The organism is Kribbella sp. WER1 (assembly GCF_054189145.1).
This window is the reverse complement of the sequence record NZ_CM135186.1, coordinates 3,087,531-3,100,264: the sequence shown is the minus strand read 5'-3', so window position 1 is coordinate 3,100,264 and position 12,734 is coordinate 3,087,531. Positions and strand designations below refer to the sequence as shown.

General features: G+C 69.9%; 9 protein-coding genes. 8 read left to right on the top strand and 1 reads right to left on the bottom strand.

Annotated elements, in window-relative coordinates; genetic code table 11:
• Nucleotides 1-3: 3 nt before the first annotated feature.
• A complete protein-coding gene (locus ACXJJ3_RS15085; RefSeq protein WP_458170664.1) occupies nt 4-2,124 on the bottom strand; it encodes an MMPL family transporter in 2,121 nt (706 codons plus the stop codon).
• A gap of 148 nt (nt 2,125-2,272) precedes the next feature.
• Here ACXJJ3_RS15085 and ACXJJ3_RS15080 point away from each other — a divergent pair, with 148 nt between their 5' ends.
• The 8 genes from ACXJJ3_RS15080 to ACXJJ3_RS15045 are packed head-to-tail and all read left to right on the top strand — an operon-like array spanning nt 2,273 to nt 12,732.
• Nucleotides 2,273-3,640: an MFS transporter gene (locus ACXJJ3_RS15080; RefSeq protein WP_458170663.1), complete on the top strand. Its 1,368-nt coding sequence runs from the start codon at nt 2,273-2,275 to the stop codon at nt 3,638-3,640.
• The gene (locus ACXJJ3_RS15075; RefSeq protein WP_458170662.1) at nt 3,637-5,796 is read left to right on the top strand and encodes a molybdopterin oxidoreductase family protein; all 2,160 of its coding nucleotides are present in this window, start codon (nt 3,637-3,639) and stop codon (nt 5,794-5,796) included. Before ACXJJ3_RS15080 ends, ACXJJ3_RS15075 begins: the two co-directional genes overlap by 4 nt.
• Before the next feature lie 23 nt (nt 5,797-5,819).
• Nucleotides 5,820-9,920, top strand: a complete 4,101-nt coding sequence (gene nirB, locus ACXJJ3_RS15070) for a nitrite reductase large subunit NirB (protein WP_458171894.1) — start codon at nt 5,820-5,822, stop codon at nt 9,918-9,920.
• Entirely contained in the window at nt 9,917-10,237 is a 321-nt protein-coding gene (gene nirD, locus ACXJJ3_RS15065) for a nitrite reductase small subunit NirD (RefSeq protein WP_458170661.1), read from the top strand. The genes nirB and nirD overlap by 4 nt, the downstream gene beginning before the upstream one ends.
• Nucleotides 10,227-11,354 carry a uroporphyrinogen-III synthase gene (locus ACXJJ3_RS15060; protein ID WP_458170660.1) on the top strand — a complete coding sequence of 376 codons (1,128 nt, stop codon included), beginning with the start codon at nt 10,227-10,229 and terminating at the stop codon, nt 11,352-11,354. Before nirD ends, ACXJJ3_RS15060 begins: the two co-directional genes overlap by 11 nt.
• Nucleotides 11,351-12,085 carry a sirohydrochlorin chelatase gene (locus ACXJJ3_RS15055; RefSeq protein ID WP_458170659.1) on the top strand — a complete coding sequence of 245 codons (735 nt, stop codon included), beginning with the start codon at nt 11,351-11,353 and terminating at the stop codon, nt 12,083-12,085. Before ACXJJ3_RS15060 ends, ACXJJ3_RS15055 begins: the two co-directional genes overlap by 4 nt.
• Complete coding sequence (locus tag ACXJJ3_RS15050) at nt 12,060-12,293, top strand: hypothetical protein (RefSeq protein WP_458170658.1); 234 nt, start codon at nt 12,060-12,062, stop codon at nt 12,291-12,293. The genes ACXJJ3_RS15055 and ACXJJ3_RS15050 overlap by 26 nt, the downstream gene beginning before the upstream one ends.
• 10 nt (nt 12,294-12,303) lie before the next feature.
• Nucleotides 12,304-12,732, top strand: a complete 429-nt coding sequence (locus tag ACXJJ3_RS15045) for an SRPBCC family protein (RefSeq protein ID WP_458170657.1) — start codon at nt 12,304-12,306, stop codon at nt 12,730-12,732.
• Nucleotides 12,733-12,734: the final 2 nt, after the last annotated feature.

The following is a 12,734-nucleotide window of genomic DNA, read 5'->3' as shown; positions in this document are numbered from 1 at the left end:
AGCCTAGGACGCCAGCTTGCTCGGCCACCAGACCTTCTTGCCGATGTCGTGTGCCAGTGACGGGACGAGCAGCGAGCGGACCACGGTCGTGTCGAGAAGGACGCCGAAGGCAACCATGAACGCGATCTGCACCAGGAACAGGATCGGCAGCACCGCCAGCGCGGAGAACGTTGCCGCCAGCACCACGCCGGCCGACGTGATCACGCCGCCGGTGACCGCGAGCCCGACCAGGATCCCCGGTCTGGTGCCTTGCTCCTGCGACTCCTCGCGAACTCTGGTCATCAGGAAGATCGAATAGTCGATGCCCAGGGCAACCAGGAAGACGAATGCGTACAGCGGGATCCCGGGATCCGCGCCCGGGAACTTGAAGACGTGGTTGAACATCAGCGCGCTGACGCCGACCGTCGCGCCGAACGACAGCACGTTCGCGATCACCAGCAGGACGGCGGCGACCAGCGAGCGGAGCAGCAGCATCAACACCACGAAGATCACGCCGAGGATGGTCGGGATGATCACCTTCAGGTCCCGCTGCGCGGCGTCCAGGACGTCCAGGTTGATCGCGGTGTTCCCGCCGACCAGGATGTCCGGGCTGATCTGGTCCAGATCGGCCCGCAGGTGCTTCACCACCGTGGTCGCGTCCGGCGAGTCGGCCGGGATCTTCAGCGTCGCCTGAACCAGGACCTTGCCGTCGACAACCTTCGGCGGTACGCCGGGAGCGACCGAGGCGGAGGCGGCGCCGACCCCGTCGACCTTGGTCGCGGCCTGTACGACGCGGTCCGCGAGCGCCACCGGGGTGAGGATCTCGACCGGCGTACCGGCGCCGGCGTCGAAGTGCTTGCCGAGCTGCTCCTGGCCGGTGACGGACTCGACCTTGTTCAGGAACAGGTCTTCCTGCGACGTTCCGCTGGCCTTGAACGTCGGCAGGAACGCCGCACAGGCCAGCAACGCCAGCGCGGTGATCGCCCAGACCCGCCGCGACCGCCGGCCGACCAGCCCGGACACCCGGCCCCAGAGCCGGCGTCCGCCGACCTGGTCGCGGGAGTGCACGTGGTCGACGTGCGGGACCGACGGCCAGAAGATCCGCCGCCCGAACGCGAGCAGGATCGCGGGCAGGAACGTCATCGCCGCGACGAACGCGCCGGCGATCCCGAGCGCGCCGACCGGCCCGAGACCCTTCGTACTGCCGAGCCGGGAGAGCAGCAGACAGAGCAACCCCAGGATGACGGTCGCCGCGCTGGCCGCGATCGGCTCGATCGACGCCCGCCACGCGACCCGCATCGCCTGGAACTTGCTCTCGTAGTCGTGCAACTCCTCTTTGTAACGGGAGACGAGCAGCAGCGCGTAGTCCGTCGAGGCGCCGACGACCAGGATGAACAGGATGCCCTGACTCTGCCCGTTCAGCTGCAGTACGCCGTGCTTCGCCAGCGGGTACACGACCGACGCGGCCAGAGCGAGCCCGAACACGGCGGTCAGCAGTACGGCGATCGGCAGGATCGGGCTGCGGTACACGATCAGCAGGATCACGAACACGACCGCGAGCGCGACGCCGAGCAGGATCCCGTCGATCCCGCTGAACGCCACCACGAAGTCCGCGAACACCCCGCCCGGACCGGTGACGTACACCTGCATCCCGGTCGGCGTCAGCGTGTCCTTGATGTCGGCGCGCAGCGTTTTCGCGACGGCGTACAGCACGGTCTCGCCCTGGCCGACGACCTCGTCGGCGCGGTCGCCGTCGATCTGCACGGTGAGCAGCAGCGCCTTGTGGTCGTCGGACGGTCGTGGGGTCCCGAGCGGTGCGACCAGGTAGTCACCGACCTTCTTGCCGTTTCCGAGGTCGAGCGCCGGTACGCCGGCCACGAACGCGGCGACCTTCGCCTTGTCGGCCTCGGTGATCGGGGTGTCGCGCTCGATCAGGACGAAGTACGGCAGCGCCTTCGAATCGACGAACTTGGCGGCCGCGTCGGCGACCAGCGTGGACTCCGCCTTCTTCGGGAGGAAGTTGGCGTTGTCGTTCTGCTGGACCTCGCTGAGCTTGCCGACGGCCGGTCCACCGACAGCGCCCAGGACGAGCCAGACGATCAGTACGGCGGCGATCCCCGCCCTCCACATCCACCGCTGCTTCACAACCGGCACAGTACCCGGGATCTCTCAGCCCGCACCGGCAGGTGTGCGGGAGCCGTTTCGGCGGCGTAACAACAAGATGACTACGCGGAAACACCCCGGTCATAACGTCCAGGCCTAATCAGTGAGGTCGGATGATCGGAGACTTGCGATGACGCTCGAGGCAGGACAAGCGGCTGTCGCCACCCGCGAGGGCAGTGGCGCGGTCGGCACGGTCGAGGCCCCGCGGCGCGGGCGCTGGATCGACGTCTGGGATCCCGAGGACGCCACGTTCTGGGCCGGGAAGGGCCGGGCGGTCGCGCGGCGCAACCTATGGCCCTCGATCTTCGCCGAGTTCCTCGGATTCTCGGTGTGGCAGCTGTGGAGCATCGTCGTGGTGTCGATGCCGAAGGCCGGCTTCACGTACAGCACGGACCAGCTGTTCTGGCTGGTCGCGCTGCCGAGCCTGGTCGGCGCGACGCTCCGGCTGCCGTACACGTTCGCCGTACCGCGGTTCGGCGGACGGAACTGGACGACGGTTTCCGCGCTGTTGCTGCTGATTCCGACGGCCGGGCTGTCGTACTTCATGACGCAGCCGGACACGCCGTTCTGGCTGATGGCGCTGGTGGCGGCGACCGCCGGGGTCGGCGGCGGGAACTTCGCCAGCAGCATGACCAACATTTCCTTCTTCTACCCGGAGAAGGAAAAGGGTTTCGCGCTCGGCGTGAACGCGGCCGGCGGGAACCTCGGGGTTGCGGTCGTACAGCTGCTGGTGCCGATCGTGATCGTCGCCGGCGCCGGGCTGACACTGAACCGGTCCGGGCTGATGTGGCTGCCGCTGATCGTGCTGGCCGCGGTCTGGGCGTGGAAGGCGATGGCCAACCTGTCGGTGGCGAACTCGTCGTTCCGGACCTCGATCGCCGCGGCGAAGCGGCCGCACACGTGGGTGATCTCGTTCCTCTACATCGGGACGTTCGGGTCGTTCATCGGGTTCGGGGCGGCGTTCCCGCTGCTGATCAAGACGACGTTCCCGGACGTCACGCCGGCGCACTACGCATTCCTCGGAGCGCTGGTCGGGTCGGTCGCGCGGCCGTTCGGCGGGAAGCTCGCCGACCGGGTCGGCGGCGCCTGGGTCACCGTCTGCTCGTTCGTGGTGATGGGGATCGGCATTGTTTCCGCGATTTTCGCGCTGCGTTCGGAAAGTTTTCCGGCGTTTCTGGCGAGTTTCCTGGTGCTGTTCGTGGCCAGCGGGATCGCCAACGGGTCGACGTACCGGATGATCCCGGCGGTGTTCCGGCTCACCACGGCCGACGATCCGGGCCGCGCCCGGCGGGAGGCCGCGGCCTGCATCGGGATCGCGTCGGCGGTCGGGGCGTACGGCGGTTTCCTGGTGCCGCGCGGGTTCGCGATGTCGACGAGCCACTTCGGATCGCTGATTCCGGCGCTGTACGTGTTCTGCGGGTTCTACGTGGTCTGCCTCGCGGTGACGTACTTCTGCTACCTGCGCAAGGGCGGCCCGCTCAGCCGGGAGCGCGTATGACAGCAGTCCCGACCCATTGCCCGTACTGCGCGCTGCAGTGCGCCACCACGCTGCACCCGGTCTCGCGGCCGGGTGCGGTGGAGGTGCAGCCGCGGGACTTTCCTACCAACCGCGGCGGGCTGTGCCGCAAGGGCTGGACGGCTGCCGAGGTACTCACGGCGCCGGACCGGCTCACCGTGCCGCTTGTTCGCAACGCGGCGGGTTCGCTTGAGGAGACCAGCTGGGACGACGCGCTGGACTTCGTCGCCGCGCGGATCACGGCGTTGCAGGCGGCGCACGGGCGGGACTCGGTCGCGGTGTTCGGCGGCGGTGGGCTGACCAACGAAAAGGCTTATGCGTTGGGGAAGTTCGCGCGGGTCGTGCTGCGGACGGCGAACGTGGACTACAACGGGCGGTTCTGTATGTCGTCCGCGGCGGCCGCGACGAACCGGGCGTTCGGGATCGATCGCGGGCTGCCGTTTCCGTTGGCGGACATCGGCGGGGCGGACGCCGTACTGCTGGTCGGCAGCAACATCGCGGAAACGATGCCGCCTGCGGTTGCGCATCTGCAGGGGGCGAGGGACGCGGGTGGACTCCTGGTCGTCGACCCGCGCCGCTCCGCCACGGCCGGTCTCACGGACGAGGGAGCCGGCATCCACTTGCAGCCGACGCCCGGAACAGACCTGGCGTTGCTGCTCGCCCTCACCCACGTCGTACTGCAGGAAACACTTTCGGACACCGTTTTCCTTCGCGAGCGGGTTGATGATCCCGACCTGCTGATTCGTTCGACGGCCTCGTGGTGGCCGGAGCGGGCCGAGCGGGTGACCGGCGTACCGGCGGCCACGATCCGGCGGGCGGCGCGCGTACTGGCGGCGGCTGCTCCGGTGCACGGTGGGGCTGGCGCTTATGTGCTGACGGGGCGTGGGGCCGAGCAGCACAGCAAGGGCACGGACACGGTGACGGCCTGCATCAACCTCGCGCTGGCGCTCGGACTGCCGGGGCGGACGGGGAGCGGGTACGGCTGCATCACCGGGCAGGGCAACGGGCAGGGTGGCCGCGAACACGGCCAGAAGGCGGATCAGCTGCCGGGCTACCGCAGCATCGAGGACCCGGCCGCACGTGCTCACGTCGCCCAGGTGTGGGGCGTGCGCCCGGACGACTTGCCGTACTCCGGGAAGAGCGCCGTCGAGCTGATCAACACTTTGGGTACGGCGGAGGGTCCGCGGGCGTTGATGGTCCACGGCAGCAACCTGCTGGTGTCCGCGCCCAACCTCGCCTCCGTCCGGGAAAGGCTGACCGCGCTGGAGTTGCTGGTCGTCGCGGACGTGGTCCCCTCCGAAACAGCGATGCTCGCCGACGTCGTCTTCCCCGTCACCCAATGGGCCGAGGAAGACGGCACCATGACCTCCCTCGAAGGCCGAGTACTCCGCCGCCGCGCCGCAATCCCCCCGCCAGGCGAGGCCCGCAGCGACCTCGCCATCTTCGCCGGTCTGGCCGAACGACTCGGCTCCACACCAGCGACCCGCTCCGCAGCGGCTGGGTTTTCGATGGATCCGGCTGTGGTGTTTGAGGAGTTGCGGCTGGCTAGTGCTGGGGGGAAGGCGGACTACTCGGGGGTTACGTGGGAGCGGCTGGAGGCGGGGGAGGAGTTGTATTGGCCGGTGCCGGGGGTCGGGCATCCGGGGACGCCGCGGTTGTTCGGGGACGGGTTTGCGACCGGCGACGGGCGGGCGCATGTGGTGGCGGCGGATCATCGGGCGGTTGCGGATGATCTGACGGGCGAGGCGCCGCTGTATCTGGTGACCGGGCGGTTGTTGCAGCACTACCAGAGCGGGGCGCAGACGCGGCGGGTGCCGGAATTGGTGGCGGCGGAGCCGGAGGTGTTCGCGGAGTTGCATCCGCGGGTGGCGGCGCAGTTGGGGATCGGCGACGGGCGGCCGGTGCGGTTGACCACGGCGCGTGGGTCGATGGTGCTGCCGGCCCGGATCACGGCGGACGTACGGGCGGACACCGTTTTCGTACCGTTTCACTTCGGTGGGGCGGAGGCGGTCAACGAGCTCACCAACGATGCGCTGGACCCGGTGTCGCGGATGCCGGAGTTCAAGGCCTGCGCGGTGCGGGTGACGGCGGCGGAGGTCGGCGCGGCAGAGGTTGGCGCGACGGGGGTGCCGGCGTGAAGGTGGTGATCATCGGCGGCGGGATGGCGGGGCGGCGGCTGGCCGAGTTGTTGCCGTCGTACGACGTGACTGTGCTGGGGGACGAGCCGTCGTACAACCGGTCGCGGTTGACGGAGTTCGTTGCCGGTCGGGTGGAGGTTGCTGTTGGCAATGAAGCGCGTGTGAGTGCGGTGGGGGTGGATCGGGTACGGCGGGTTGTCGTCGGTGGAGACGGGCGCGAGTATCCGTACGACCGGTTGGTGTTTGCGACTGGCGCGGCGCCGGTGGTACCGGATGGGGTTGAGGGTGGGTTGGCGCTGCGGTCCGTTGAGGATGCGCGGGCGGTGGTTGCGGCGGCGGGTGTGGCGCGGCGGGCTGTTGTGGTGGGCGGCGGGGTGTTGGGGGTTGAAACGGCGTGCGCGCTGCGGGAGCGTGGTGTGGCGGTCACGCTGGTCCACGACGGCGAAACCCTGCTCCACAAGACGATCCGCCCGTCGGCTGGTCGGCGTGTCACGCGCGCCGTACGTCGGCTCGGCGTCGAGGTTCTGCTCAACACGCAGCTCGCGCGGACCGAGCTGAAGAACGGACGGTTTCACGCCCTGCACCTGCAGAGCGGTCGCCAGGTCTACGGTGAACTGCTCGTGGTTGCCTGCGGGGTTACGCCGCGGACCGAGCTGGCCACCGGGCTGACCGTCCACGCCGGCATCGTCGTGGACGACACGTTCTCCACCAGCGATCCGAATGTCTACGCCATTGGCGACTGCGCCGAGCTTCCGCGCGGGGTGACGGGAACGGTTGCGTCCGCATGGGAGCACGCAGAGCTGCTGGCAAGCCAGCTCCAGGCTGCAGCCGCTCACGGTGCAGCTCCTCATGCGGCAGCTCATCACCCAGCGACCGCTCACCCAGCGACCGCTCATGCGGCGGGTGCGGCCGCGTCGGGCGGCTCGGCGGCTGTTCCAGCGGCTGCTCCGGTGGCTGGTCCGACGGACGCTCCGGTGGACGCTCTGACGGTTGGTCCGGTGGACGCTCCGCCGATTGGTCCGGGGGACGCGCCAGTGGTTGGTCTGGGAGGGCTCCGGGCGGCTGGTTCCGCGTCAGCGGCAGCTCATGGCGTGGAGGTTTTGCGGGTTACTGCTGGTGGGCTGGATGTGTTGGTGATGGGGGATCGGGGCGCGGTTGGTGAGGTTGTTCGGCTGGAGGATGAGGGGCGGTATGTGCGGGCCGTGCTGCGGGGCGGGGTTGTGCGGGCTGCCGTCGTGGTGGGGGCACCGGAGGTTGCGGCGGAGTTGGTGTTGTTGGCGGATCGTGGGACGCCTGTCGTGGCGGACGGGTTGCTTGGTGGGGCCAATGAAGGGCCTAAGAAGAGGGTGGCGACCGTGTGCAGGTGTAACGGCGTTACCAGGGTCGCGATCGAGGCGGCCTGGCGTGGGGGTGCCGACAGTGTGGCCGGCATTGCCGCTACTACGCGGGCGACGACCGGGTGTGGGAGTTGCACCGGCGCCGTCGGTGAACTGCTCGACCGCTTCCGGCGCGGCGAGACCGAACCCGTCCCGAGCAGGAGGGCGACGATGGCAGAGCTGAAGAAGGCCAAGCACGTGGTGGTGGTCGGCGGGGGCATGGTCGCCCACCGCCTGGTCGAGGCGCTCCGGCAGCGCGACCAGGACGTCGAGTACCGGATCACCGTGTACGCCGAGGAGCCGCGGCTCCCGTACGACCGGGTCGCGCTCACCAGCTACTTTTCCGGCCGCGACCCGCAGGACCTGTCGCTCGGCGACCCCGACCTGTGGGACGACCCGGCCGTGAACCTCCGCAAGGGCGTCACGATCACCGCGATCGACACCACCGCGAAGACCGTGACGACCGCCCGCGGCGAGCAGGTGACGTACGACGAACTCGTCCTGGCGACCGGTTCGTCCGCGTTCGTGCCGCCGGTCAAGAACAACGACGCCCAGGGCTGTTTCGTCTACCGGACGGTGGACGACGTGGCGGCTCTGCGCGTGTACGTGGAGCGGTTGAAGAGCGAGGGCCGTCAGGTCAGCGGCGTGGTTGTCGGTGGTGGTCTGCTCGGGCTGGAGGCGGCCGGTGCGCTCCGGGCGCTGGGGGCCGCGACGAAGGTGGTCGAGTTCGCGCCGCGGCTGATGCCGTTGCAGGTGGACGAGGGTGGCGGCGCGGCGCTGTCCCGGTTGATCGAGGGTCTCGACGTCGACGTACGCACCGAGACCGCTTGCCAGCGGGTGAAACTCACCTCGCAAGGCGCGGCCCGCGCGATGGTAGTTGCCGACGGCCCTGATCTGCCGGCCGACGTGGTCGTGTTCGCGACCGGTGTCCGTCCGCGCGACGAGCTGGGACGCGCCGCCGGGCTGGCGATCGGCGAACGGGGCGGCGTCGTGGTCGACGACGCCTGCCGTACGTCGGTCCCGGGCGTCTGGGCGATCGGGGAAGTTGCCTGCATCAACGGCCGGGTCTGGGGACTGGTTGCCCCCGGCTACACGATGGCCGAGATCGTTGCCGACCGCCTCTTGGGTGGCGAGGCAACGTTCCCGGGCGCGGACACCTCGACCAAGCTGAAGCTGCTCGGCGTCGACGTCGCGAGCTTCGGCGACGCCTTCGGTACGACCGACGGCGCGCTCGACATCGTGTACGCCGACCCGGTGGCCGGCGTGTACAAGAAGCTCGTGCTGTCCGACGACGCCCGTACGCTGCTCGGCGGCATCCTGGTCGGCGACGCGTCGGCGTACTCCGGACTCCGCCCGATGGTCGGCCGTGAACTCGGCGCCGATCCGGCCGCTTTCCTGCTCCCTGAAGGCGCCGGGCCGGTCCAGCTCGAACTGCCCGACGACGCCCCGGTCTGCTCGTGCAACAACGTGTCCGCGGGCACGATCCGGTGCGCGGTGAAGGACGAGGGCTGTACCGACATCAAGTCCGTCTGCGGGAAGACCAAGGCCGGTACGAGCTGCGGCTCCTGCCTGCCGATCGTCAAGAACCTGCTGAACACCGAGCTCACCAAGGCCGGCGTCGAGGTCAGCAAGGCGCTCTGCGAACACTTCGCGCTGTCCCGCGCCGAGCTGTTCGACGCGGTCCGGGTGACCGAACTGCGCACGTTCAGTGAGATCGTCGAACGGCACGGCACCGGGCGCGGCTGCGACATCTGCAAGCCGGTGGTCGCGTCGATCCTGGCCAGCATCGACCCGGCCGGGCACGTCCTCGACGGCGAGCGCGCGACGCTGCAGGACACCAACGACCACGTGATGGCGAACATGCAGAAGGACGGCACGTACTCCGTCGTCCCCCGGATCCCCGGCGGCGAGATCACGCCGGAGGGGCTGATCACGATCGGCGAGGTGGCGCGCGACTTCGGGCTGTACACGAAGATCACCGGCGGGCAGCGCGTCGACCTGTTCGGCGCCCGGATCGAGCAGTTGCCGGCGATCTGGCGACGGCTGGTCGACGCCGGCTTCGAGTCCGGGCACGCGTACGGCAAGGCGCTGCGGACCGTGAAGTCGTGCGTCGGGTCCACCTGGTGCCGGTACGGCGTCCAGGACTCGGTCGGGATGGCGATCGCGCTGGAACTGCGGTACCGCGGGCTGCGCTCGCCGCACAAGCTCAAGCTCGGCGTCTCCGGCTGCGCCCGCGAATGCGCCGAGGCCCGCGGCAAGGACGTCGGCGTGATCGCGACCGAGAAGGGCTGGAACCTGTACGTCGGCGGCAACGGCGGGATGACGCCGCGGCACGCGGAACTGCTCGCCTCCGACCTGACCGACGAGGAGCTGTTCCGGACCGTGGACCGGTTCCTCATGTACTACATCCGGACCGGCGACCGGTTGCAGCGGACGTCGGTGTGGATGCGCGAGATCGGCCTCGACCAGGTGCGGGACGTCGTACTGCACGACAGCCTCGGCATCGCCGCCGACCTGGACGCCGCGATGGCGCGGCACGTCGGCTCGTACGTCGACGAGTGGCGCGCGACGCTGGACGACCCGGACAAGCTCGCCCGGTTCGTGTCGTTCGTGAACGCGCCGGACCAGCCCGACGCCGACCTGCGGTACGTCGTCGAACGCAACCAGCCGCGCCCGGCCACCCCGGCCGAACGCGGGCAGCTGGAACCGGTGCTACTGGCCGGTCCACGATTGGAGGTACGCCGGTGAACGTCTGCGCTTTCGACGTACTGTTGCCGGAGCGGGGCGTTGCCGCCTTGCTCGGCGACGTACAGATCGCGCTGTTCCGCACCCACGACGGGGAGGTATTTGCCATCGGCAACCAGGATCCGTACAGCGGGGCGAACGTGATGTCGCGGGGCATCGTCGGCAGCCGCGGCGACGTACCGACGGTGGCGTCGCCGATGTTCAAGCAGGTCTTCGATCTGCGGACCGGCGCGTGTCTGGACGATCCGGAGGTGTCGTTGCCGGTGTATCCGGTGACGGTTCGCGACGGTCAGGTGCTGGTGGGTTCGGGTGACGACTAGGACCGGGCCGCTCAGCGGCTGCACGATCGCGGTCACCGCGCACCGGCGCGCGGAGGACCTGATCGCGTCGTTCGAGCGGCGCGGGGCCAAGGTGGTGCACGCGCCGACGCTGCAGATCGTGCCGGTCGCGGACGATCACGCGCTGCTCGAGGCGACCCGGCGGGTGATCGCGAACCCGCCGGACGATGTGGTGGTGACCACGGCCGTCGGGTTCCGCGGGTGGATCGAGGCGGCCGACACGGCCGGCCTGGCGGCGGAGCTGCTCGGGACGTTGGAGCAGGCGCGGATCCTCGCGCGAGGGCCGAAGGCGCGCGGGGCGATCCGGGCGGCCGGGTTGGTCGAGCACTGGTCGGCGCGGTCGGAGACGACGGCGGAGGTCGTCGACTGGTTGCGGGAGCAGGGCGTCGGCGGGCGGAAGATCGTCGTACAGCTGCATGGGTTGTCGGATCCGGCGTTGCAGGATGCGCTGCGGGCGGCCGGGGCTTCGGTGCGTGGGCTGGAGGTCTATCGGTGGGGGCCGGCGCCGGATCCGGTGATGGTCGAGCGGATGATCTCGCAGGTTTGTGGGGGGACTGTTGATGCGGTTGTGCATACGTCGGCGCCCGGGGCGCAGGCGATGCTTGATGCGGCGGCGTTGAACGGGCAGTACGACGAGTTGGTGGCGTCGTTGCGGACCGGGAGGGTGCTGAACGCGTGCGTTGGGCCGGTGACGGCCGGGCCGTTCGTGGCGCTCGGGCTGGAGCCGTTGGTGCCGGATCGGTTCCGGCTGGGGGCGTTGATCCGGATCGTGACGGATCGGCTCACGGACGACAACGCGCGGTCGATCGAGACGGAGTTCGGCCAGCTGGTGATCCGCGGCGGGGCGGCTGTGCTGGACGGCGTCGTACTGCCGCTGGGGCCCGGTCCGCGGGCCGTGCTCGCTGCGTTGGTCGCGGCCGGCGGGGACGTGGTGTCGCGGCCGGAGCTGCTGGCGGTCCTGCCCGGCGCCGAGGACGTCCACGCCGTCGAGGTGACCGTCAACCGCCTCCGCACGGCGGTCGGCCGCCCCGAACTCATCCGCACGGTGGTCCGCCGCGGCTACCGCCTCGCCGTCGAGCCAGCAGGCCTCCCCAGATGACGCCTGATCTTGTGGTGGTTGCGCATGGGACGGCTGATCCTGCTGGGCTTGCGGTCGTGCGTGAGATTGTGCGGGGGATGGGGCGGTTGCGGCCGGAGTTGGCGATCTCGTTGGGGTTCGTCGATCTGGTGGTGCCGGAGTTGCCGTCGCTCGTACGGCGAGTGGTGGCCGACGCTCAGGACGCGGTCGTCGTACCGCTGCTGCTCAGCTCCGGTTACCACGTGTACGTCGACGTCGCGGCGGAGGCCCGGCGCTACCCGCGACAGGTCCGCGCGGCCGGTGCGCTGGGACCCGATCCGGTGCTGGTCGACGTACTCGCGGACCGGCTGGGGGACCTGTCGCGGATCGACCAGGTTGTTCTCGCGGCTGCCGGCTCCTCCGATCCCCGAGCGCGGGACGACTGCGAGCTGACCGCGAAACTCCTTGCCCACCGCATCGACCGCCCCGTCACGGTCGGGTACGTGTCCCGCGGTCACCTCTCGACGGTGCTGGCGCGGACCACCGGCCGGGTCGCGGTCGCGACGTACCTGCTGGCGCCCGGGTTCTTCTACGACCTCGTCCGCCGGCACGCCGGCGACCGCCCGGTGACGGCGCCGCTGGGGCCCGACCGGCGGCTGGCCGCGCTCGCCCTACGACGGTACGCAGAAGTTGCCGAGCCGCCGTACGGTGCTTGCTTGTCGGGTGCCGGGGGAGCATCGTGGAGGGGTGAACGGGAGAAAGAAGTGGGATGAGCTGAGCCCTGGAAAGCAGCGGCTGATCGTGTTCGGTGCGGTGGCTGAGACGGTGCTGAAGGCCGTCGCGCTCGCCGACCTCGCGCGCCGGCCCGCGGCTCAGGTGCGAGGACCGAAGCCGCTCTGGGCGCTGGTCCTCACCGTGTTCAACTCGGTCGGTGCCGCGCCCGCGGCGTACTGGCTCTTCGGGCGGCGCAAGAACACCTAGGGCGGGGACGATGCCTGAGGCAGTCCACACGGTCCGGATCAACCGGCCACCAGCCGCCGTCTTCGCGTACTTCGCCGACGGCGAGAACGACCCCCAATGGCGCCCCGCCGTCCAGGAGATCACCCGCAACGGCCCCCTCGGCCCCGGCGCCACCTACCACCAACGCATCGCCGGCCCCGCCGGCCGCCCGGTCGCGGCCGACTACCGCGTCACGGCGTACGAACCCGACACCCACCTCGCCTTCGAGGTCACCGCCGGCCCCGTACGCCCCACCGGCGACTACCGCTTCGCCCCGATCGACGAAGGCACCGAGGTCACCTTCAGACTCACCGCCGAACTCACCGGCCTCAAGAAACTCCTGATGACCAAACCCGTCCAGCAATCCATGATCTCCGAAGTAGCCGCACTGGACCGCGCTAAAGAGATCCTGGAGAGCTAGTC

Coding starts and splice junctions, on each gene's coding strand:
- ACXJJ3_RS15080 (WP_458170663.1), top strand. CDS start 2,273: ATGACGCTCGAGGCAGGACAAGCGGCTGTCGCCACCCGCGAGGGCAGT.
- ACXJJ3_RS15075 (WP_458170662.1), top strand. CDS start 3,637: ATGACAGCAGTCCCGACCCATTGCCCGTACTGCGCGCTGCAGTGCGCC.
- nirB (WP_458171894.1), top strand. CDS start 5,820: ATGGCGGGGCGGCGGCTGGCCGAGTTGTTGCCGTCGTACGACGTGACT.
- ACXJJ3_RS15045 (WP_458170657.1), top strand. CDS start 12,304: ATGCCTGAGGCAGTCCACACGGTCCGGATCAACCGGCCACCAGCCGCC.
- ACXJJ3_RS15055 (WP_458170659.1), top strand. CDS start 11,351: ATGACGCCTGATCTTGTGGTGGTTGCGCATGGGACGGCTGATCCTGCT.